This window comes from Kitasatospora sp. NPDC093550, from assembly GCF_044764985.1.
Classification (GTDB): Bacteria; Actinomycetota; Actinomycetes; order Streptomycetales; family Streptomycetaceae; genus Kitasatospora.
Genome location: NZ_JBIWJF010000008.1, coordinates 114,903 through 136,471 on the forward strand (window position 1 = coordinate 114,903; position 21,569 = coordinate 136,471).

Below are 21,569 nucleotides of genomic sequence, written 5' to 3' on the forward strand. Positions count from 1 at the left end.
AAGCGGCCGGGGCCGGCGGGGCCGCGGCGGGCGGCGGCGGCCTGGGAGTCGCTGGGCAGTTCGGCGTCGGACTTTCTCCGGTCGGCTTTTCCACCGCTCTTGTGCAGGTCGGTCTTTCCACCGATCTTCCGCAGATCGGCTTTCCCGCCGTCCTTCAGCGGGGCGGCCTTCGGGGTGTCCGTCGGGGGCTTTCCGGGGGTGGTCACGCCGCCTCCTGCTCGGTGAGCTGGGAGAGCACGATCTCCCGGTACGTCGGGTTGTCGGCCATCAGTTCGTGGTGGGTGCCGGTGCCGACGACGGCGCCTTCGTCGAGGACGATGATGCGGTCGGCGTCGCGGATGGTGGACACGCGCTGGGCGACGATGAGGACGGTGGCGTCGGCGGTCTCGCGGGAGAGGGCCTTGCGCAGTTTGGCGTCGGTGGCGTAGTCGAGCGCGGAGAAGGAGTCGTCGAAGAGGTAGACGGAGGGCTTGCGGACCAGGGCGCGGGCGATGGCGAGGCGCTGGCGCTGGCCGCCGGAGACGTTGCTGCCGCCCTGGGCGATGGGGGCGTCGAGGCCTTCGGGGAGTTTTTCGACGAACTCCTTGGCCTGGGCGATCTCCAGGGCGTGCCAGAGTTCCTCGTCGGTGGCGTCGGGCCGGCCGTAGCGGAGGTTGCTGGCGACGGTGCCGGTGAACAGGTAGGGCTTCTGGGGGACGATGCCGATGTTGTCGGCGATGGTGTCGGCGGCGAGTTCGCGGACGTCGACGCCGTCGAGGAGGACCTGGCCGGAGGTGGCGTCGAAGAGCCGGGGGACGAGGCCGAGCAGGGTGGACTTGCCGCTGCCGGTGGAGCCGATGATGGCGGTGGTCTCGCCGGGGCGGGCGGTGAGGTCGATGCCGCGCAGGACGGAGGCCTCGGCGCCGGGGTAGCGGAAGTCGACGTCGCGCAGTTCGAGGTTGCCGCGGCGCAGGACCTCGGTGACGGGCTCGGCGGGCGGGACGACGCTGGAGTGGGTGCCGAGGACCTCCTGGACGCGCTCGGCGCAGACTTCGGCGCGGGGCACCATCATGAACATGAAGGTGGCCATCATGACGCTCATGAGGATCTGCATCAGGTAGGAGAGGAAGGCGGTGAGTCCGCCGATCTCCATGTCGTGGCTGTCGATGCGGTGGGCGCCGAACCAGAGCACGGCGACGCTGGAGACGTTCACGACGAGCATGACGGCCGGGAACATGACGGCCATCAGCCGGCCGACGTGGCGGGCGACGGCGGTGAGGTCCTCGTTGGCGCCGGCGAAACGGGCCTGCTCCTGGTCGTCCTTGACGAAGGCGCGGATGACGCGGATGCCGGTGATCTGTTCGCGCAGGATCCGGTTCACGGTGTCGATGCGCTCCTGCATGCTGCGGAACTGGGGGCGCAGCGCGCGGACCAGGAGGATGACGACGACGGCGAGGGCGGGGATGACGGCGAGCAGCAGGCCGGACAGCGGGACGTCCTGGTTGAGCGCCATGATGATGCCGCCGACGCACATGATCGGTGCGGCGACCATGAGGGTGAAGCTCATCAGGGCGAGCATCTGGATCTGCTGGACGTCGTTGGTGGTGCGGGTGATCAGGGAGGGCGCGCCGAACTGGCCGACTTCGCGGGCGGAGAAGCTCTGCACCCGGTCGAAGACGGCGGCGCGGACGTCCCGGCCGAAGGCCATGGCGACGCGGGCGCCGATGTAGACGGCGCCGATGGAGCAGGCCGCCTGGACGAGGGTGACGCCGATCATCACCGCGCCGACGCGCAGGATGTAGCCGGTGTCGCCCTTGACCACGCCGTCGTCGATGATGTCGGCGTTGAGTGTCGGCAGGTAGAGCGCCGCGAGGGTGGACACCAGCTGGAGGGTCACCAACAGGGTGATCGGTCGGGAGTAGGGGCGCAGGTACGCCCGCAGCAGTCTGATCAGCACTAGCACACTCTTGTCGTCGCCGGTCGGGTTCGCACCCCGATTCTCGTTGTTCTGTAGCGTCGTACAGGCCATTCGGCGTGCGGGAACCGGAGGTTTGCCGGGCTTTTGCCGTACGGTCCGGCAGTTCGTCCCTCGGTCGCCTCGCGGGGCGTGTCGGCCGGTGCGGCGCGCCCCGCGGGGGCGGTCACCCGGGGTGTGGGGGCGTGCCGACCGGCTCCGCCCCCTTACGGAATGACCGGTTTCCCCCTAGGCTGCTGATTGCCCCCTTGTTACTGACCGGTACCGTTCAGGTGAACCGGGGCCCGGTGACCGCCCCCACGGCCGCCGCGACATTCCCTCAGACGGCCACCCGCCCCCGGAGGTCCTCGTTGAGTTCCGCGCAGTCCCTGATCGACTCCGGCAGGCCCGACCTCGTCGCCGGGCGTCCCGCCTCCGTCGCCCACCTGTTCCTGGAGCGCGTCGCCGCGACCCCGAACGCCGAGGCCTACCGCCACCCCGCTCCGGTCGACGAGCACGCCGCGGACGGCGCGCCCGGTGCCGAGCAGTGGCGTTCGCTGACCTGGGCGCAGACCGCGACCCGGGTGAAGGCGGTGGCGGCCGGCCTGATGGCGCTCGGCATCCAGCCGGAGGACCGGGTCGCCCTGGCCTCCTCCACCCGGATCGAGTGGATCATCACGGACCTCGGCGCCATGTGCGCGGGCGCCGCGATCACGACCGTCTACCCGAGCACCAACGCGGACGAGACCGCCTTCATCCTGTCCGACTCCGGCTCCCGGGCGCTGTTCGCGGAGAACGCCGCCCAGCTGGCCAAGGCCGTCGAGCAGCTCGACCGGCTGCCCGAGCTGCGCACCGTGATCCTCTTCGACGCCCCGGACGGGGCCCCGGAGGCGGCCGGCCTCGACGTGATCACCCTCGCCGAGCTGGAGCGCCGGGGCGCCGAGTACCTGGAGCAGCACCCGGACGCGGTGGAGAAGGCCGTCGACGGGCTCGGCAAGGAGCAGCTGGCGACCCTGATCTACACCTCCGGCACCACCGGCCGCCCGAAGGGCGTGCGCCTGGTGCACGACTGCTGGGCGTACGAGGGCCGGGCGCAGGAGTCCAGCGGGCTGCTGCGCTCCGACGACGTGCAGTTCATGTGGCTGCCGCTGTCGCACGTGTTCGGCAAGACGCTGATCTCCGGGCAGATCGCGACCGGGCACGTGATGGCGGTGGACGGCCGGGTGGACCGGATCATCCACAACCTGCCGGTGATCCGGCCGACGATCATGGCCTCGGCGCCGCGCATCTTCGAGAAGGTCTACAACGGCATCGCGGGCAAGGCCCGGGCCGAGGGCGGCGCCAAGTACAAGATCTTCCTGTGGGCCGCCAAGGTCGCGCGCGAGCACGCCCGGGCGGTCCAGGAGAGCCGGGTCGCCACCGGCACCGGCACCGCCCCGCTGGGCCTGCGGGTGCAGCACGCGCTGGCGGACCGGCTGGTGTACGCGAAGATCCGGGCGGCGTTCGGCGGGCGGCTGCGCGGGGCGGTCTCCGGCAGCGCCGCGCTGGCCCCGGAGATCGGCTTCTTCTTCCTCGGCGCCGGGGTGCCGATCCTGGAGGGCTACGGCCTGAGCGAGACCAGCGCCGGGTCCTGCGTCAACCGGGAGGAGGACGTGCGGATCGGCACGGTGGGCCGGCCGCTGCCCGGCACCGAGGTGCGGATCGCCGAGGACGGCGAGATCCTGCTGCGCGGCCCGGGCATCATGCGCGGCTACCACAACCTGCCGGAGAAGACCGCCGAGGTGCTGGAGCCGGACGGCTGGTTCCACACCGAGGACATCGGCGAGCTCAGCGCGGACGGCTTCCTGCGGATCACCGACCGCAAGAAGGACCTGTTCAAGACCTCCGGCGGCAAGTACGTGGCGCCCAGCGAGGTCGAGGGCAAGTTCAAGGCGGTCTGCCCCTTCGTCAGCAACATCCTGGTGATCGGCAACGGCCGCAACTACTGCACCGCGCTGATCGGCCTGGACGAGTCGGTCCTGCTGCCGTGGGCCGCCGAGCACGGCCTGGCCGGCAAGTCCTACGCGGAGCTGGCCGCCGAGCCGGCCGTCCACGAGCTGATCGAGGGCTTCGTGAAGCGGCTCAACGCGGGGCTGCAGCGCTGGCAGACGATCAAGAAGTTCCACCTGCTGCCGCGCGACCTCGACATCGAGCACGGCGAGCTCACGCCGAGCCTGAAGATCAAGCGCCCGGTGGTCGAGCGGACCTACGCGGACGCGGTCACCGCGATGTACGCGGGCGCCAACGAGGCCTGATCCGCCCAGCTCCCGTACGGCTCACCGGTTCGGGTGAGCCGTACGGGACAATGGGGTCATGCCCTCCGCACTCCCCGACGGCGAACCGGTGCCGTCCGACGGTTCCCTGCCCGCGCACGCCCTCGACGGGCTCGGTGGCCGGCCGTTCGGTTTCTACCTGCACGTGCCGTACTGCGCCAGCCGCTGCGGCTACTGCGACTTCAACACCTACACCGCCACCGAGCTGCGCTCCTCCGGCGCCGTCGCCTCCCAGGAGACGTACGCGGACAACGTGGTCGCCGAGGTCCGGCTGGCCCGGAAGGTGCTGGGTGGCGCCGACCTGCCCGTGCGGACGGTGTTCCTCGGCGGCGGAACGCCCACCCTGCTGCCCGCCCGGGACCTGGTGAAGATGCTCGCCGCGATCCGCGAGGAGTTCGGGCTCGCCGAGGACGCCGAGGTCACCACCGAGGCCAACCCGGAGTCGGTCGACCCGGCGTACCTGGCCGAGCTGCGCGAGGGCGGCTACAACCGGATCTCCTTCGGCATGCAGAGCGCCCGCCCGCACGTGCTGCGGCTGCTCGACCGCCACCACACGCCGGGCCGCCCCGAGGCCTGTGTGGCCGAGGCCCGCGCGGCCGGGTTCGAGCACGTCAACCTCGACCTGATCTACGGCACCCCGGGCGAGTCCGACGACGACTGGCGGGCCTCCCTGGACGCCGCCATCGGCGCCGGGCCGGACCACGTCTCCGCGTACTCCCTGATCGTCGAGGAGGGCACCCGGCTGGCCGCCCGGGTCAAGCGCGGCGAACTGCCGATGATCGACGACGACGTGCACGCCGACCGCTACCTGATCGCCGAGGAGGCGCTCGCCGCCGCCGGCTACTCCTGGTACGAGGTCTCCAACTGGGCCACCACCCCCGAGGGCCGCTGCCGCCACAACGAGCTGTACTGGACCGGCGCCGACTGGTGGGGCGCGGGCCCCGGCGCCCACAGCCACGTCGGCGGCGTCCGCTGGTGGAACGCCAAGCACCCCGCCGCCTACGCCCGGGCCCTCGCCGAGGGCCGCACCCCGGCGCTGGGCCGCGAGGTCCTCGAGGAGGAGGACCGCCGGGTCGAGCGCATCCTGCTGGAGCTGCGCCTGGTCGACGGCGTCTCCCTCGACCTGCTCACCGGCACCGGCCGCGAGGCCGCCGCCCGTGCCCTCGCCGACGGCCTCCTCGCCCCCGGGCCGTACGCCGACGGCCGCGCCGCGCTCACCCTCCAGGGGAGGCTGTTGGCGGACGCCGTCGTACGTGACCTGGTGGACTGAGTGTCGTTAACGTGGTGTCAGCCGTCGGAGGGAGCGCGCAATGACCGCCATCGATGACCGGGTGACGGGGATCTTCGAGAACCTGGAGGTCCCCGAAGGCTTCAAGGCCGAGCTCATCAGGGGGGAAATCGTGATGACGGCCGGGCCGGACATGGTCCACAACATCATTGTCGAAGCCATTCGGGACCAGCTTCCCCGGGCGCGGTGGCACCGCTTGACCACCCAGGACATCGATCTTCCCGGCCTGACGAGCGAGCCTCAGCCGGATCTCGTCGTGTTCGAGCGGGAGGCCTACGAGGGGCCCGGACGTCTGGTCCCCGCGGCTGTGCTCACGCTGGTGGTCGAGGTCGTCTCCAAGACCAGCGTCTTGCGTGACTACAGGACCAAGCGGGAGCTGTACGCGGAGGGACAGATTCCTGCGTACCTGATCGTCGATCCGATCAAGGGGATCAGCGTGTTGCTCACGGAGCCCGGTCGGACTGCCTCGGGGGCACCGGACTACGCCGTCGAGCGCACCGCGAAGTTCGGTGAGTCGATTCCGGTCGATCCGCTGGGCAGCATGATCGACACCTCGGAGTTCCAGACCTACTCCTGACCCGGCAGGGCTACGAAGTCGATCAACTCCTCCACCCGGCCCAGCAGTTCGGGCTCCAGGTCCTTGTAGCTGTCCACCTTCGACAGGATGTGCTTCCAGGCCGCCGGGGTGTCCACCGGCCAGCCGAGGCGGCGGCAGGTGCCCTCCTTCCAGTCCTCGCCGCGCGGCACGGCGGGCCAGGCGGGGATGCCGACGGAGGCGGGCTTCACGGCCTGCCAGACGTCGATGTAGGGGTGGCCGACGACCAGGACGGACTCCCCGGTGACCCGGGCGGCGATGCGGTGCTCCTTGGTGCCCGGGAGCAGGTGGTCGACCAGGACGCCCAGGCGGCGGCCGGGGCCGGGGGCGAAGTCGGCGACGATCGCCGGCAGGTCGTCGATGCCGCGCAGGTACTCCACGACGACGCCCTCGACGCGCAGGTCGTCGCCCCAGACCCGCTCGACCAGTTCGGCGTCGTGACGCCCCTCGACGTAGATCCGCGACTCGCGGGCGACCCTGGCGCGGGCGCCGGGCACGGCGATCGAGCCCGAGGCGGTGCGGGCCGGGGTGCGGGGGGCCGCCGGGCCGGCGGGGCGCACCAGGGTGACGACCCGGCCCTCCAGCAGGAAGCCGCGCGGGACCAGGGGGAAGACCCGGTGCTTGCCGAAGCGGTCCTCCAGGGTCACGGTGAACCCCTCGGCGGTCTTCTCGCAGCGCACCACCGCCCCGCAGTAGCCGGTGGTGGCCTCCTCGACCACCAGGTCCCGCTCGGCGGGCACCTCCGGGGCGGGCGTCTGCTTCTTCCACGGCGGGGTCAGGTCGGGTCCGTACTGGCGGCTGCGCATACGGGTGATCATAGGGACGGCGGACGGACCGTCAGAGGCCCGGCGCGCCCCACACCGGGAACCAGCGGCTCAGGTCCTTCTCCAGCCGCAGGTCGTTCCCCAGCATCGCGTTGACCTGCAGTTCCAGCGGGCTGTTGCGCTTCTCCCCGCCACCGGGCACCGGCGCGAAGGGGTAGAAGGTGCCGCGCTTGTAGAGGTAGACCAGCGCCAGCGGCTGCCCCTCGGCGTTGCGGAAGCCCACCAGCGAGCAGAGCAGCTGCGGCCCGAAGCCGTTCGCCTCCAGCTCGCTGTTGACCGCGTGGAGGTCGTTGACCAGCTCCGGCAGCTCCTCGGGGGTGTGCCGGGCCAGCAGCCAGGAGTAGCCGTAGTCGTCCTTGGAGGCCTCCACCGGGACGCCGCCGCGCTCGGTGTCGGCGTCCAGCAGGGCCCGCACCTGCTGTTCGACCTGGACGAAGGCCGCGCCCTCGACGGCCGCGAAGCAGACCGAGCCGAGCCCGGTCGGGGTGAACCCGGCGCCGGCCTCCAGGGTGAGCGCGGCGGACGGCACGCCGAACAGCTGGTCGAGGTCGGGCTTGACGGGCTTGGTGCGGCCGAACAGGGCGTCCAGGAATCCCACGGCTGTCCTCTCGGGTCACATGGGTCAGATGGGTCGGATGGGTCACGCGGGCCACACGGGCCACTTCGGGTCACAGGGGCTCGGGCTCAGCGGCCGAGCTGCTCGGAGATCTTCGCCAGCTGCTCCAGCCGCTTCTCCAGCGTCGGGTGCGTGGACAGCAGCTGCGAGGCGGTCTCCCGGGCGCTCAGCGCGGGGGCGAAGTAGAAGGCGTTGTACGGCTGCGCCTGGCGCAGGTCCTTGCTGGGGATGGCGGCGATCTGCCCGGTCACCTTGGTCAGGGCGGAGGCGAGGGCGCTGGGCCGTCCGGTGAGCTGGGCGGCGGCTCGGTCGGCGGCCAGCTCGCGGTAGCGGGAGAGCAGCCGGGTGAGCAGGAAGCTGATCGCGTAGACGACCATCGAGACCAGCGGGATGAGCAGCGCGACGATGGCCGCGTTCTGGTCGTTGTCGTTGCGGCCGCCGCCCATGAAGCCGCCGTACACGGCGATCCTGGTCATCGCGCCGGCGAGCACGCCGAGGAAGCCGGCGATCGTCATCACCGCGACGTCCCGGTGGGCCACGTGGGACAGCTCGTGCGCGAGGACGCCCTCCAGCTCCTCCGGCTCCAGTCGGCGCAGCAGGCCGGTGGTCACGCAGACCACCGCGTTCTGCGGGTTGCGGCCGGTGGCGAAGGCGTTGGGCATGTCGTTGTCGGCGACCGCCACGCGGGGTTTGGGCATGTCGGCCAGGGCGCAGAGCCGGTCGATCGTGCCGTGCAGCTGGGGGAACTCCTCCGGGGACACCTGGTGGGCGCCCATCGCCCGTTCGGTGATCTTGTCGCTGAACCAGAACTGGGCCACGAACAGCCCGCCGGAGATCAGGACGATCAGCGGCCAGGCGCCGCGCAGCAGCGCGATCAGCAGGCCGGTGAAACCGACGTACAGCAGCCCGATCACGAACATCGTGGCGACCATGCGGCCGGTCAGGCCGCGGTCGGGCGCGAAACGGGTGTGCTGGCCCGAGCTCGACATCGCTTGCTCCTCCATTCGCCGTCGCCTTCGATGCTGCCACCCGGACGGCCCGGGGGCACCACCCCGGCGCCCGGAACCGTGAACGGCCGCCGCCGTGCGGGCCGTACCCGGAACTGCGGGCAGGATCACCCCGGTCGGGCCGTTCCTGCCGTAGGACCCGGGCCTTACACTGGCAGGTACGGTTTTGGCACTCGGGTGTTCAGAGTGCCAAGGTCGGGGCCGCCGGGAGCGGCCCGCCGCAGGACAGAGCGGTACAGGCAGGACAGAGCAGTACAGCGGGACACAGACGGACAACGTGCGAAGACGGAGGTGCGTGCCCCATGGCCGGTGAGGTCCGCCAGCTGGACGACCGCAAGCTCGCCGTGCTCCGCGCGATCGTGCAGGACTACGTGGGCACCGAGGAGCCGGTCGGCTCCAAGGCCCTGGTGGAGCGGCACAACCTCGGGGTCTCGCCGGCGACGGTCCGCAACGACATGGCGGCGCTGGAGGAGGAGGGCTACATCCACCAGCCGCACACCAGCGCCGGCCGGATCCCGACCGACAAGGGGTACCGCCTCTTCGTCGACAAGCTCGCCGAGATCAAGCCGATGAGCGCCCCCGAGCGCCGGGCGATCCGGCACTTCCTGGACGGCGCGGTCGACCTGGACGACGTGGTCGCGCGCACCGTGCGGCTGCTCGCCCAGCTGACCCGGCAGGTCGCGGTGGTCCAGTACCCCTCGCTGACGCGCTCCACGGTGCGGCACATCGAGCTGGTGGCGCTGGCCCCGGCGAAGGTGATGCTGGTGCTGATCACCAACACCGGCCGGGTCGAGCAGCGGATGGTGGACTGCCCGGGCACGGTCGGCGAGACCGTCCTGGCGGATCTGCGCACCGCGCTCAACAGCAGGGCGGCCGGCCGCCTCCTGCCGGAGGTCCCGGGGCTGTTGGAGGAGCTCCCGGCGACGTTCGAGGAGGCCGACCGGCCGATCGTGGCCACCGTCCTGGCGACGCTGTTCGAGACGCTCGCGGAGCAGAACGAGGAGCGGATCATGCTGGCCGGCACGGCCAACCTGACCCGCTTCGGCCACGACTTCCCGCTCACCATCCAGCCGGTGCTGGAAGCGCTGGAGGAGCAGGTCATCCTGCTCCGCCTCCTGGGTGAGACCAACGACGCCGCGATGACGGTCCGGATCGGGCGGGAGAACGCCTACGAGGGGCTGATTTCCACCTCGGTGGTCTCGGTCGGTTACGGTTCGGGGGACGAGAGCGTGGCCAAGCTGGGTGTGATCGGTCCGACCCGGATGGACTACCCGGGCACAATGGGGGCGGTGCGGGCGGTGGCGCGGTACGTGGGCCAGATCCTGGCCGAGTCGTAGCAATACGACCGCGCGCCGTACCGGTGACGCGCGGTGACCAGTCGCAGCACTACTACAGGCGGAACAAGCGGAGCATTTGGTGGCCACGGACTACTACGCGGTACTCGGCGTCCGACGGGATGCGGGGCAGGACGAGATCAAGAAGGCGTTCCGGCGCCTGGCACGCGAACTGCACCCGGACGTCAACCCGGACCCGAAGACGCAGGAGCGGTTCAAGGAGATCAACGCCGCCTACGAGGTGCTCTCCGACCCGCAGAAGCGCCAGGTCTACGACCTCGGCGGGGACCCGCTGTCCCCGGGCGGCGGCGGTGCGGGCGGCTTCGGGGCCGGCGCGGCGGGCTTCGGCTTCTCCGACATCATGGACGCCTTCTTCGGCGCCGCGGCCGGCCAGCGCGGCCCGCGCTCGCGCACCCGCCGGGGCCAGGACGCCATGATCCGGCTGGAGATCACCCTGGAGGAGGCCGCGTTCGGCACCACCAAGGAGCTCCAGGTCGACACCGCCGTCACCTGCACCACCTGCAGCGGCGAGGGCGCGGCCCCCGGCACCTCGGCGCAGACCTGTGACATGTGCCGCGGCAAGGGCGAGGTCTCCCAGGTCACCCGGTCCTTCCTGGGCCAGGTCATGACCTCCCGCCCCTGCCCGCAGTGCCAGGGCTTCGGCACCGTCGTGCCGACCCCGTGCCCGGAGTGCGCCGGCGACGGCCGGGTCCGCGCCCGCCGCACGCTGACCGTGAAGATCCCGGCCGGTGTCGACAACGGCACCCGGATCCAGTTGGCCGGCGAGGGCGAGGTCGGCCCGGGCGGCGGCCCGGCCGGCGACCTGTACGTCGAGATCGCCGAGACCACCCACGCGATCTTCCAGCGGCGCGGGGACGACCTGCACTGCACCGTCACCATCCCGATGACGGCGGCCTCGCTCGGCACCCAGGTGCCGCTGCAGACCCTGGACGGCCTGGAGGAGGTCGACATCCGGCCCGGCACCCAGTCCGGCCAGTCGATCCCGCTGCACGGCCGGGGCATCACCCACCTGCGCGGGGGCGGCCGGGGCGACCTGATAGTGCACGTCGAGGTGAAGACGCCCACCAAGCTCGACGCCGAGCAGGAGGAGCTGCTGCGCCGTCTCGCGGTGCTGCGCGGCGAGGAGCGGCCCTCCGGCCAGTTCGCGCCGGGCCAGCAGGGCCTGTTCTCCCGGCTGAAGGACGCCTTCAACGGCCGGTAGCCGTCCGCGGAGGGGTGCCGGGGGCCGACCCCCGGCACCCCTCCCGCGTTTCCTCCCCGCCGCGGCCGCGCGCCGGCCGGGCCCCCTCCGGAAAGGTTCCCCCGCATGACCGCGCCCGTCTTCGTCGTCGACACCGAGCGGATCGCCGCCGCCGCGCCCGGCGCCGTGGTGCGCCTGGACGGCCCGGAGGGGCGGCACGCCGCCGCGGTGAAGCGGCTGGAGGCCGGCGAGGCGATCACCCTGGCCGACGGGCTGGGGCTGGGCGTGGACGGGACGGTCGCCGAGGTGTTCGGCAAGGACGCCGTCGACGTGGCGGTCGCCGCGGTGCGCCGCGAGCCGGAGCCCGCGCCGCGGATCGTCGTCGTCCAGGCGCTGCCCAAGGGCGACCGCGGTGAGCTGGCCGTGGAGACCATGACCGAGGTCGGCGTGGACGTGGTGATCCCCTGGTCGGCCTCCCGGTGCATCACCCAGTGGAAGGGCGAGCGCGGCGCCAAGGCGCTCGCCAAGTGGCGGGCCACCGCCCGCGAGGCCGGCAAGCAGTCCCGCCGGCTGCGCTTCCCCGAGGTGCGGGACCCGATGACCACCAAGCAGCTGGCGCCGCTCCTGGCGGGCGCCGCGTTCGCCGCCGTGCTGCACGAGGAGGGCGCCGAGCCGCTGGCGCACGCCGTGCTGCCCGGGGCCGGGGACCTGGTGCTGGTGGTCGGCCCGGAGGGCGGGGTCTCCCCGGAGGAGCTGGCCGTCTTCGCCGGGGCGGGCGCGAAGCCGTACCGTCTGGGCCCCTCGGTGCTGCGCACCTCCACCGCCGGGGTGGCCGCCGGGGCACTGCTGCTGGGCCGCACCGGCCGCTGGGCGTAGCCCGGACCGTCCCGGGAGCGGCCCGTACTACGGCGCGGCGCGAGGGTCCAGCGGGCTCGCCCGGGGGGCCCGACTCTGTCCGAAAGCGCGGCGGCTCGTACGCGTACGTGCCTACGCTGGCCGCGTGACGGACTCCCTGAGCACCTCCTCGGGCGCGTACCTGCGCCACCCCCACCTGCACGGCGACCTGGTCGCCTTCGTCGCCGAGAACGACCTCTGGCTCGCCCCGTTGGACGGCGGACGGGCCTGGCGGCTCACCGCCGACCACCTGCCGGTGCAGAACCCCCGGTTCTCCCCGGACGGGCGGCGCATCGCCTTCACCTCCACCCGGGACGGCGCGCCCGAGGTGCACGTGGTGCCGGTGGACGGCGGACCCTCCCGCCGGCTCACCCACTGGGGCAGCGGCCAGACCAGGGTGCAGGGCTGGACGGCCGACGGCCGCCCGATCGCCACCACCGCCGCCGGGCAGGCGACCCCGCGCCGTACCTGGGCGCACGCGGTGCCGCTGGACGGCGGGGAGCCGGTGCGGCTGCCGTACGGGCCGGTCGGCGGGATCGCCTTCGAGCCGGGCGGGGACCGGGTGCTGCTGGCCAGCGCCGCGATCCCCGAACCGGCCTGGTGGAAGCGCTACCGGGGCGGCCGGGCCGGCAAGCTGTGGCTGGGCCGGGACGAATTCGCCCGGGTCCACGAGGAGTTGGACGGCCAGCTGTCCTCGCCGCTGTGGGTGGCCGGTCCGGACGCCGGGCCGGGCGCCCGGATCGCCTTCCTGTCGGACCACGAGGGCGTCGGCGAGCTGTGGTCCAGCCTCCCGGACGGGTCCGACCTGCGCCGCCACACCACCGGCGCGGACGGCTTCTACGCCCGCAACGCCGCCACCGACGGCACCCGGGTGGTCTACCACCGGGCCGGTGACCTCTGGCTGCTGGAGGACCTGGCCGGCGCCGAGCCGCGCCGCCTGGACGTCCGGCTGGCCGGTCCGCGCAGCGGCCGCCGCCCCCGCCCGGTGACCGCCGCGCACTGGCTGGAGTCGGTCGCCCCCGACCGCACCGGCCGGGCCGGCGCCGTGGTGGTGCGCGGCAGCGTGCACTGGCTGACCCACCGCGAGGGCCCGGCCCGGGTGCTGGACGAGACGCCGGGCGTGCGCGGGCGCCTGGCCCGGGTGGTGCCCGGGGAGGACGGCGCCCAGGGCGTGCTCTGGGTGTCCGACGCCGAGGGCGAGGACGCCCTGGAGTACGCGCCCGCCGTGCACGGCGCCGAGCGCCGCCGGCTGGCCGCCGGGCAACTCGGCCGGGTCAACGCGCTGGCCGTCTCCCCGGACGGCAAGCAGGCCGCGCTCGGCGTCCACGACGGCCGGGTGCTGCTGGTGGCGCTCGCCGACGGCACCGTGCACGAACTGGAGCGCAGCACCGACGGCGAGGTCAGCGGGCTGGTGTTCAGCCCGGACTCGGCCTGGCTGGCCTGGTCCCGCCCGGTGCCGGGGCTGGGCCCGTACTCGCTGCGCCAGATCGTGCTGGCCAACCTGGCCACCCGCACCGTCAGCGAGGCGACCCAGCAGCGCTTCATCGACACCTCGCCGGCCTTCACCGCCGACGGCCGCTACCTGGCGTTCCTGTCGGTGCGCAACTTCGACCCGGTCTACGACTCGCACGTCTTCGACCTGTCCTTCCCCAACGGCTGCCGCCCGTACCTGATCACGCTGGCCGCCGACACCCCGTCCCCGTTCGGGCCGCAGCGCGCCGGGCGCCCGCTCGGCGGGGAGGAGGACGAGCCGCGGGCCAAGAAGGCGGACGGCGAGGAGGGCGGCGACGCGGCCGCGCCGGTGACCAGGGTGGACCTGGACGGCATCGCGGACCGGATCGTCCCGTTCCCGGTGGAGGGCGGGCTGTTCGGCACCCTGCGGGCGGCCAAGGACGGCGTGCTGTGGACCAGGGTCCCGCTGCTCGGCGAACTCGGCGACGAGGCGGCCTCGTTGGAGGACGAGCGGCCCCGGCCGGTGCTGGAGCGCTTCGACCTGAGGAAGCGCCGGGTCGAGCAACTGGTGCACGACGTCGACGGGTTCGCGGTCAGCGGGGACGGCAGCCGGGTCGCCGTCCTGGACGAGGGCGAGCTGCGGATCGTCCCGGCCGACCACAAGGCCGGCGGCGAGGACGACGAGATCACCGTGGACCTCGCCCGGCTGCGGGTCACCGTCGACCCGGCGGCCGAGTGGCGGCAGATGTACGCCGAGAACGGCCGGCTGATGCGCGACAACTTCTGGCGCCCCGACCTCTCCGGCGTCGACTGGGCCGGCGTCCTGGAGCGCTACCGGCCGCTGGTGGAGCGGGTCGGCTCGCACGACGACCTGATCGACCTGCTGTGGGAGGTGCACGGCGAACTCGGCACCTCGCACGCCTACGTCGTCCCGTACGGCCCGCACACCGAGCCCGCGCGGCGCCAGGGCCTGCTCGGCGCGGACCTGGTCAAGGAGGGCGGGCAGTGGCGGATCGCCCGGATCCTGCCCGGGGAGTCCTCCGACCCGAGGGCCCGCTCGCCGCTGGCCGCGCCCGGCGCCGCGATCCGCCCGGGCGACGCCGTCCTGGCGGTCAACGGCCGCCCGGTGGACCCGGTCACCGGGCCGGCGCCGCTGCTGGCCGGCACCGCCGGGCAGCCGGTCGAGCTGACCGTGGCCGGCAAGGACGGCACCGACCGGCGCCACCCGGTGGTCGTCCCGCTCGCCGACGACGAGGCGCTGCGCTACCACGACTGGGTGTCCGGGCGGCGGGCCGCGGTGCGCGAGCTGTCCGGCGGGCGGCTGGGCTACCTGCACGTCCCCGACATGCAGACCACCGGCTGGGCGCAGATCCACCGCGACCTGCGCTCGGAGATGGCCAAGGAGGGCGTGATCGTCGACATCCGGGAGAACCGCGGCGGCCACACCTCGCAGTTGGTGGTCGAGAAGCTCGCCCGGCGGATCGTCGGCTGGAACCTCAGCCGGGACACCGACAGCCCGGTCCCGTACCCCGGCGACGCCCCGCGCGGGCCCGTCGTCGCGCTCGCCGACCAGGACTCCGGCTCGGACGGCGACATCGTCAACGCGGCCATCCAGGCGCTGGGCATCGGCCCGGTCGTCGGCACCCGCACCTGGGGCGGGGTGATCGGCATCGACAGCCGCTACCGGCTGGTCGACGGCACCCTGGTCACCCAGCCCAAGTACGCGTTCTGGCTGGAGAACTACGGCTGGGGCGTGGAGAACCACGGCGTCGACCCGGACGTCGAGGTGCCGATCGCCCCGCACCACTGGGCGGCCGGCGAGGACCCGCAGCTGGCCGAGGGCGTCCGGATCGCCCTGGCCGCGCTCGCCGAGACCCCGGCCCGCACGGCGCCACCGCTGCCCTGGCGGTGACGGCCGCGCCCGCACGGGAAGTCGGACGGGCCGACTTCCCGTGCCGCGGTCTGGGTAGGATGCGGGGCTGTTTCTTGATCTACAGCCCACGGGGGAACCACCATGGCGCAGGGCTACCCGCCGCCGCAGTACGGCCAGAACCCTTACGCACAGCCGCAGTCACCGCCGCAGCCGCAGGCGTACCCGCCGCCCCCGCAGTACGGGCAGCCGCAGGGGTACGGACAGCAGGGGTACGAACAGGGGTACGCGCAGCAGCCGCCCCAGCAGTACGGGCAGCCGCAGCCGCAGCCGTACCCGAACCCCTATCCGCAGCAGCCGCAGTACGCGCAGCAGCCCCAGCACCCGCAGCGCCCCGCCGCGTTGCCGCCGTGCCCCAAGGAGGCGGCCGGCAGCCGGCGCTTCCTGGCGATCGTGCTCGACTTCCTGTTCGCCGTCACCCTCGGCTTCGTCGCCGCCAACGCCGCCAGCCGGCCGAAGGTGCGGCAGGTGGCCGGGCACACCGTCCACAGCGGCGGCCCGGCGGTGCCGTACTTCGTGGCGCTGCTCCTCGTCGGCCTGGCCGTGTCCTTCCTCAACCAGGTGGTGCTGGCCCGCCTGACCGGGTTCAGCGTCGGCAAGGGGATCCTGGCGATGCGGGTGGTGCGCACCAAGCGGGTGATGCGGCCGAACACCTGGCGGCTCACCAGGCGCTGGCTGATCGGTTTCGTCATCCTCGCGGTGTCCTTCCTCACCGAGGACTACGACACCGACGACGGCGACGTCGTCGGCATGCGCGCGGTGCGCTGGAAGCACCTGCAGGAGTACCAGCAGGCCGTGGCCGGGCTCGGCTAGGCTGCGCCCGTACCGCCCCACCACCCGACGCACCGATCCCGAGGAGAAGCCGATGGCCGGCGAGCGGCAGCCCGACTGCCTGTTCTGCAAGATCGTGGCGGGCGAGATCCCGGCGACGGTCGTGCGCAAGACCGAGCGCACCCTCGCCTTCCGCGACATCGCCCCCAAGGCGCCCGTGCACGTCCTGGTGATCCCGCACGTCCACTACCCGAACGCGGCCGCGCTGGCCGCCGCCGAGCCGGAGATCGCCGGCGAACTGCTCGCCGAGGCGGGCCGGGTGGCCGAGGACGAGGGCATCGCCGACTACCGGCTGATCTTCAACACCGGGGCGGGCGCCGGGCAGACCGTCTTCCACGCCCACGTCCACGTGCTCGGCGGCACGCACATGACCGAGAGCATGGTCTGATCCCAGGTGTCCCAGCGCGAACTCGTCGTCCTCGGCACCGCCAGCCAGGTGCCCACCCGGCACCGCAACCACAACGGCTACCTGCTGCGCTGGGACGGCGAGGGCCTGCTGTTCGACCCCGGCGAGGGCACCCAGCGCCAGATGCTGCACGCCGGGGTCACGGCCACCCAGATCACCCGGATCGCCGTCACCCACTTCCACGGCGACCACTGCCTGGGCCTCGCGGGGGTGATCCAGCGGATCAACCTGGACCGGGTCCCGCATCCGGTGGACGTCTACTTCCCGGCCTCCGGCGAGGTCTACTTCGAGCGGCTGCGGCACGCCACCGCCTACCACGAGACCGCCGTGCTGCGGCCCCGGCCGATCGACGAGCCGGGCCCGCTGCCCGCGCCCGGCGCCCGCTTCGCGCTGGACGCGGTGCGCCTGGACCACCCCGTGGAGTCCTTCGGCTACCGGCTGTCCGAGCCGGACGGCCGCCGGCTGGTGCCCGAGCGGCTCGCCGGACTGGGCGTCCGCGGCCCGGCGGTGGGCCGGCTGCAGCACGAGGGCGCGGTCGAGGTGGACGGCCGCCGGGTCACCCTCGACGAGGTCAGCGAGCCCCGGCCGGGCCAGAAGTTCGCCTTCGTGATGGACACCCGGCTCTGCGAGGGCGTGTACGCGCTCGCCGAGGGCACCGACCTGCTGGTCGTCGAGGCCACCTTCACCGACGCCGACGCCCGCCTCGCCGAGGACCACGGCCACCTCACCGCGGGCCAGGCCGCCAAGGTCGCCGCCGAGGCCGGCGCGCGCACCCTGGTGCTGACCCACTTCTCCCAGCGCTACCCGGACCTCGGCCAGCACCTCGCGGACGCCCGCAAGCACTTCGACGGGGAGCTGGTGCTGGCCGCCGACCTCGCCCGGGTGCCCGTCCCCGCCCGCCGCCAGCCGTGACCCGCGCCGGGGCCCGCGGGAAAAAGGGTTCGCGCCGTCCCCCGAACTGCCGCAGCATCGACGGGTGCGGCCCCGCCGCCCGCCGCGGCGATCACGCTCGCGGCGTACCCTGGTGCCCCGGAGAGATCCGAGCGGCACACGACACCACGGATGGGATGAGGCAGGCCCCAGCGCCGACCTATGAGTGACACATCGCAGACCCGTACCGACGGACAGTCGCGCCCCGAACCGGCCGACGACGGCCGCGTCAGCGCCCGGATCGTCATCCCCGAGAAGCACCCGATGGTCACCCTGCTCGGCACCGCGGACTCGCTGCTGCGCGTGATCGAGCGGGGCTTCCCCGCCGCCGACATCCACGTCCGCGGCAACGAGGTGACCGCCACCGGGGAGCGGACCGAGGTCGCCCTCGTCAAGAAGCTCTTCAACGAGATGATGCTGGTGCTGCGCACCGGCCAGCCCCTGACGGAGGACTCCGTGGAGCGCTCCATCGCCATGCTCCGCAGCCAGGAGCAGGACCCGGACAGCCCGGCGCCGTCCGAGGTGTTCACCGCGAACATCCTGTCGAACCGGGGCCGCACGATCCGCCCCAAGACCCTCAACCAGCAGCGCTACGTCGACGCGATCGACAAGCACACGATCGTCTTCGGCCTCGGCCCGGCCGGCACCGGCAAGACCTACCTGGCGATGGCCAAGGCCGTCCAGGCCCTGCAGGCCAAGGAGGTCAACCGGATCATCCTGACCCGCCCGGCGGTCGAGGCGGGGGAGCGGCTGGGCTTCCTGCCCGGCACCCTCTACGAGAAGATCGACCCGTACCTGCGCCCGCTCTACGACGCGCTGCACGACATGATGGACCCGGACTCCATCCCCCGCCTGATGGCGGCCGGCACCATCGAGGTCGCGCCGCTCGCGTACATGCGCGGCCGCACCCTCAACGACGCCTTCATCATCCTCGACGAGGCCCAGAACACCTCGCCCGAGCAGATGAAGATGTTCCTCACCCGCCTCGGGTTCAACTCCCGGGTGGTCGTCACCGGCGACACCAGCCAGATCGACCTCCCGGGCGGCACCAGGAGCGGCCTCAAGGTCGTCCAGGAGATCCTGGCCGACGTGCCCGACATCCACTTCTCCGTCCTCACCAGCACCGACGTGGTCCGCCACAAGCTGGTCGGCCGGATCGTGGACGCCTACGAGCGCTGGGACGCCCGTCAGGAGGCCGAGGAGCCCTCCCCGGCCGCCCGCAAGCCCGCCCAGCGGCGCCCGGGCAAGACGGCGACCCCGCCCCGCGCACCCCGACAGTCCCACCGCACCGAAAGCTGAGCACACAGCCCGTCATGTCGATCGACATCGCCAACGAGTCCGGTTGGGACGCCGACGAGGAAGCCATCCTCGACGTCGCCCGCTTCGCCCTGGACAAGATGCGGATCCACCCGCAGTCCGAACTGTCCGTGATCCTGGTGGACGGCGCGGCGATGGAGGAGCTGCACATCCAGTGGATGGACCTGCCCGGGCCCACCGACGTGATGTCCTTCCCGATGGACGAGCTGCGTCCCGGCAAGGAGGGCGAGGAGCTGCCGCAGGGCCTGCTCGGCGACATCGTGCTCTGCCCCGAGGTCGCCGAGCAGCAGGGCAAGGCCGCCCCCTCCAAGCACTCGATGGACGAGGAGCTGCAGCTGCTCACCGTGCACGGCGTGCTGCACGTCCTCGGCTACGACCACGAGGAGCCCGAGGAGGAGGAGGAGATGTTCGCCCTCCAGAAGCGCATCCTGGACGACTGGCGGGCGGGCCGCGGCCTCGGCGGCATCTCCCCGGCCCCCACCACCCACTGAGCGCGGAGCCCGAACCCCTGTGAGTGGTGAGAGTACGAGCTTCATCCTCGGTGCCGTCCTGCTCGTCGTGCTCGGCTGGCTGGCCGCGTGCGCGGAGGCGGGCATCTCCCGGGTCTCCCGGTTCCGGGCGGAGGAGGCCGTGCGGGTCGGTCGGCGGGGCTCCGCGCGGCTGCTGACCCTCGCCTCCGACCCGATCCGCTACCTCAACCTGGCCACCCTGATCCGGGTGGCCAGCGAGATGGCGGCGGCCGTCCTGGTCACCGTGGTGTGCGTGCGCAACGTGACGCCGACCTGGCAGGCCGTCCTGCTGGCGTTCGGCGTGATGGTGCTGGTGTCCTTCGTCGCGGTGGGGGTCTCGCCGCGCACGATCGGGCGCCAGCACCCGCTCACCACGGCGACCGCGGCCTCCTTCGTGCTGCTGCCGCTGGCCGCCGTGCTCGGCCCGATCCCGCGGCTGCTGATCCTGCTCGGCAACGCGCTGACCCCGGGCAAGGGCTACCGGGAGGGGCCGTTCGCCTCCGAGGCGGAGCTGCGGGCGCTGGTGGACCTCGCCGAGAAGGACGACCTGATCGAGGACGAGGAGCGCCGGATGGTGCACTCGGTCTTCGAGCTGGGCGACACCATCGTGCGCGAGGTGATGGTGCCGCGCACCGACCTGGTGATGATCGAGCGGCACAAGACCGTCCGGCAGGCCCTCACCCTGGCGCTGCGCTCCGGCTTCTCGCGGATCCCGGTGGTCGGCGACAACGAGGACGACGTGGTCGGCATCGTCTACCTCAAGGACCTGGTCCGGCGCACCCACATCAACCGGGAGGCCGAGGCCGAGGAGGTCGGCGCGGTGATGCGCCCGGCCGTCTTCGTCCCGGACTCCAAGCCGGCCGGCGACCTGCTGCGCGAGATGCAGCAGCGCCGCTCGCACGTCGCGATCGTGATCGACGAGTACGGCGGCACGGCCGGCCTGGTCACCATCGAGGACATCCTGGAGGAGATCGTCGGCGAGATCACCGACGAGTACGACCGGGAGATCGCGCCGGTGGAGGACCTCGGCGACGGCTCGTACCGGATCACCGCCCGCCTCCTGGTGGAGGACCTGGGCGAGCTGTTCGGCATCGAGCTGGAGGACGAGGACGTCGAGACCGTCGGCGGCCTGCTGGCCAAGCACCTCGGCCGGGTGCCGATCCCCGGCTCCGCCTGTGAGATCCCGCTGCCGGAGCCGGTCGAGGACGGCCTGACCGGCATCCTGCTGACCGCCGAGTCCTCGGCCGGCCGCCGCAACCGTATCGGCTCCATGGTCGCCTCCCCGGTCCGCGCCACCGACACTCCCGAGGAGCCCGCGGGCGAGTAGCGGGTGGGCGGTCGCCGCGCGACCATGGAGGGCATGACGCACAAACTGCGCGCGGAATACGGCCCGCAGGGGGCGGCCGGCGGAGTCAAGTCCTGGCACGTGGTGCGGGACGAGGACCCGTCGACGGCGCTCTGCGGCCGGACCATCCCCGACGACGCCGAGACGCGGCCCGAGCAGGAGTGGGGGACCGGGCTGCGGTGCTGCCAGCAGTGCGGCTCGCTCTACCTGCACGAGACACCGCACATGCAGGGGAGCCACCCCTACAGCTAGGCCGTGGCTGAGCTCTGGAGGTCGCCATGAAGCTGCAAGACGAACTGCCCGTCGACAACCGGCTCGTCACGGTGTGGCGGATCGGGGCGGGGCTCGGAGGGGTCTTCCTGATCGTGTTCGGGTGCCTGGGGCTCGCCGACCACCCGGGGTTCCTGGACACGGAAGGTGACCGGGTCGCGGGGCTGTCGACCAACGGTGCGCTGGCCATCCTGTCCATCGTGGCGGGCGCGATCCTGGTCGTCGGGGCGGTGATCGGAGGCAACTTCGCGTCCAACCTGAACATGGCGGTGGGCGTGCTGTTCGTCCTGTCCGGCTTCTACGGCCTGACGGTGCTCGGGCGGCCGGACGCCAACATCCTGAACTTCCGGATGTCGAACGTGCTGTTCGCGTTCGTCTTCGGGATCATCCTGACCACCTTCGGGATGTACGGCCGGGTGAGCAGCCACCTGCCGCACGACAACCCCTTCTGGCGGCGGCGCGTCGAGCGCGAGGAACCGCTGCCGTCCGGACCGAAGACCTTCGTCAAGGTCATGAACCCGAACCCGGGCCCGACCCACCCGGTCGGCCACTGAGGGGGCCGGGGTGCCTATGCT

At 72.7% G+C, this 21,569-nt stretch carries 19 protein-coding genes; 15 read left to right on the forward strand and 4 right to left on the reverse strand.

The annotated features are described in order from the left end of the window. Positions 1 to 202: 202 nt before the first annotated feature. A complete protein-coding gene (locus ACIRD3_RS14990) occupies positions 203 to 1,936 on the reverse strand; it encodes an ABC transporter ATP-binding protein (protein WP_402215788.1) in 1,734 nt (577 codons plus the stop codon). Between the two features lie 368 nt (positions 1,937 to 2,304). Here ACIRD3_RS14990 and ACIRD3_RS14995 point away from each other — a divergent pair, with 368 nt between their 5' ends. The 3 genes from ACIRD3_RS14995 to ACIRD3_RS15005 are packed head-to-tail and all read left to right on the forward strand — an operon-like array spanning position 2,305 to position 6,110. Next, positions 2,305 to 4,227: an AMP-dependent synthetase/ligase gene (locus ACIRD3_RS14995; protein WP_402215790.1), complete on the forward strand. Its 1,923-nt coding sequence runs from the start codon at positions 2,305 to 2,307 to the stop codon at positions 4,225 to 4,227. A 58-nt stretch (positions 4,228 to 4,285) separates the two neighbouring features. Continuing rightward, complete coding sequence (gene hemW / locus ACIRD3_RS15000; RefSeq protein WP_402215793.1) at positions 4,286 to 5,515, forward strand: radical SAM family heme chaperone HemW; 1,230 nt, start codon at positions 4,286 to 4,288, stop codon at positions 5,513 to 5,515. Between the two features lie 40 nt (positions 5,516 to 5,555). Beyond that, the gene (locus tag ACIRD3_RS15005) at positions 5,556 to 6,110 is read left to right on the forward strand and encodes a Uma2 family endonuclease (protein ID WP_402215796.1); all 555 of its coding nucleotides are present in this window, start codon (positions 5,556 to 5,558) and stop codon (positions 6,108 to 6,110) included. Here ACIRD3_RS15005 and ACIRD3_RS15010 read toward each other — a convergent pair. The 3 genes from ACIRD3_RS15010 to htpX form a co-directional block, all read right to left on the reverse strand. Next, entirely contained in the window at positions 6,101 to 6,934 is an 834-nt protein-coding gene (locus ACIRD3_RS15010) for a DUF3097 domain-containing protein (RefSeq protein ID WP_402215799.1), read from the reverse strand. The genes ACIRD3_RS15005 and ACIRD3_RS15010 overlap by 10 nt on opposite strands. Positions 6,935 to 6,965: 31 nt before the next feature. Then, entirely contained in the window at positions 6,966 to 7,550 is a 585-nt protein-coding gene (locus tag ACIRD3_RS15015; protein WP_402215802.1) for a hypothetical protein, read from the reverse strand. A gap of 86 nt (positions 7,551 to 7,636) precedes the next feature. After that, positions 7,637 to 8,557, reverse strand: coding sequence for a zinc metalloprotease HtpX (gene htpX / locus ACIRD3_RS15020; protein ID WP_402215805.1), 921 nt, complete (start codon positions 8,555 to 8,557; stop codon positions 7,637 to 7,639). 320 nt (positions 8,558 to 8,877) lie between these two features. Here htpX and hrcA point away from each other — a divergent pair, with 320 nt between their 5' ends. From hrcA to ACIRD3_RS15080, 12 genes are all read left to right on the forward strand, one after another. After that, positions 8,878 to 9,912, forward strand: coding sequence for a heat-inducible transcriptional repressor HrcA (hrcA, locus tag ACIRD3_RS15025; protein WP_402215808.1), 1,035 nt, complete (start codon positions 8,878 to 8,880; stop codon positions 9,910 to 9,912). Between the two features lie 79 nt (positions 9,913 to 9,991). Further along, positions 9,992 to 11,131: a molecular chaperone DnaJ gene (gene dnaJ / locus ACIRD3_RS15030; RefSeq protein WP_402215811.1), complete on the forward strand. Its 1,140-nt coding sequence runs from the start codon at positions 9,992 to 9,994 to the stop codon at positions 11,129 to 11,131. Between the two features lie 105 nt (positions 11,132 to 11,236). Continuing rightward, a complete protein-coding gene (locus ACIRD3_RS15035; protein WP_402215813.1) occupies positions 11,237 to 11,986 on the forward strand; it encodes a 16S rRNA (uracil(1498)-N(3))-methyltransferase in 750 nt (249 codons plus the stop codon). Positions 11,987 to 12,110: 124 nt separating this feature from the next. After that, positions 12,111 to 15,368: a S41 family peptidase gene (locus tag ACIRD3_RS15040; RefSeq protein ID WP_402215816.1), complete on the forward strand. Its 3,258-nt coding sequence runs from the start codon at positions 12,111 to 12,113 to the stop codon at positions 15,366 to 15,368. Positions 15,369 to 15,470: 102 nt separating this feature from the next. Then, complete coding sequence (locus tag ACIRD3_RS15045) at positions 15,471 to 16,199, forward strand: RDD family protein (RefSeq protein WP_402215818.1); 729 nt, start codon at positions 15,471 to 15,473, stop codon at positions 16,197 to 16,199. A gap of 52 nt (positions 16,200 to 16,251) precedes the next feature. Next, positions 16,252 to 16,605: a histidine triad nucleotide-binding protein gene (locus ACIRD3_RS15050; protein ID WP_402215821.1), complete on the forward strand. Its 354-nt coding sequence runs from the start codon at positions 16,252 to 16,254 to the stop codon at positions 16,603 to 16,605. Between the two features lie 6 nt (positions 16,606 to 16,611). Next, complete coding sequence (locus tag ACIRD3_RS15055) at positions 16,612 to 17,535, forward strand: ribonuclease Z (RefSeq protein WP_402215824.1); 924 nt, start codon at positions 16,612 to 16,614, stop codon at positions 17,533 to 17,535. A gap of 180 nt (positions 17,536 to 17,715) precedes the next feature. Beyond that, positions 17,716 to 18,852, forward strand: a complete 1,137-nt coding sequence (locus ACIRD3_RS15060; protein WP_402215827.1) for a PhoH family protein — start codon at positions 17,716 to 17,718, stop codon at positions 18,850 to 18,852. A gap of 14 nt (positions 18,853 to 18,866) precedes the next feature. Beyond that, entirely contained in the window at positions 18,867 to 19,361 is a 495-nt protein-coding gene (gene ybeY, locus ACIRD3_RS15065; RefSeq protein WP_030061268.1) for an rRNA maturation RNase YbeY, read from the forward strand. 19 nt (positions 19,362 to 19,380) lie between these two features. Further along, positions 19,381 to 20,706, forward strand: a complete 1,326-nt coding sequence (locus ACIRD3_RS15070) for a hemolysin family protein (RefSeq protein ID WP_402215829.1) — start codon at positions 19,381 to 19,383, stop codon at positions 20,704 to 20,706. Between the two features lie 33 nt (positions 20,707 to 20,739). Next, positions 20,740 to 20,976, forward strand: a complete 237-nt coding sequence (locus ACIRD3_RS15075) for a hypothetical protein (RefSeq protein WP_402215832.1) — start codon at positions 20,740 to 20,742, stop codon at positions 20,974 to 20,976. A gap of 26 nt (positions 20,977 to 21,002) precedes the next feature. Further along, entirely contained in the window at positions 21,003 to 21,548 is a 546-nt protein-coding gene (locus tag ACIRD3_RS15080) for a DUF4383 domain-containing protein (RefSeq protein WP_402215835.1), read from the forward strand. Positions 21,549 to 21,569 lie beyond the last annotated feature (21 nt).

Coding starts and splice junctions, on each gene's coding strand:
- hemW (WP_402215793.1), top strand. CDS start 4,286: ATGCCCTCCGCACTCCCCGACGGCGAACCGGTGCCGTCCGACGGTTCC.
- ACIRD3_RS15005 (WP_402215796.1), top strand. CDS start 5,556: ATGACCGCCATCGATGACCGGGTGACGGGGATCTTCGAGAACCTGGAG.
- ACIRD3_RS15010 (WP_402215799.1), bottom strand. CDS start 6,934: ATGCGCAGCCGCCAGTACGGACCCGACCTGACCCCGCCGTGGAAGAAG.
- htpX (WP_402215805.1), bottom strand. CDS start 8,557: ATGTCGAGCTCGGGCCAGCACACCCGTTTCGCGCCCGACCGCGGCCTG.
- hrcA (WP_402215808.1), top strand. CDS start 8,878: ATGGCCGGTGAGGTCCGCCAGCTGGACGACCGCAAGCTCGCCGTGCTC.
- ACIRD3_RS15035 (WP_402215813.1), top strand. CDS start 11,237: ATGACCGCGCCCGTCTTCGTCGTCGACACCGAGCGGATCGCCGCCGCC.
- ACIRD3_RS15045 (WP_402215818.1), top strand. CDS start 15,471: ATGGCGCAGGGCTACCCGCCGCCGCAGTACGGCCAGAACCCTTACGCA.
- ACIRD3_RS15050 (WP_402215821.1), top strand. CDS start 16,252: ATGGCCGGCGAGCGGCAGCCCGACTGCCTGTTCTGCAAGATCGTGGCG.
- ACIRD3_RS15060 (WP_402215827.1), top strand. CDS start 17,716: ATGAGTGACACATCGCAGACCCGTACCGACGGACAGTCGCGCCCCGAA.
- ybeY (WP_030061268.1), top strand. CDS start 18,867: ATGTCGATCGACATCGCCAACGAGTCCGGTTGGGACGCCGACGAGGAA.
- ACIRD3_RS15075 (WP_402215832.1), top strand. CDS start 20,740: ATGACGCACAAACTGCGCGCGGAATACGGCCCGCAGGGGGCGGCCGGC.
- ACIRD3_RS15080 (WP_402215835.1), top strand. CDS start 21,003: ATGAAGCTGCAAGACGAACTGCCCGTCGACAACCGGCTCGTCACGGTG.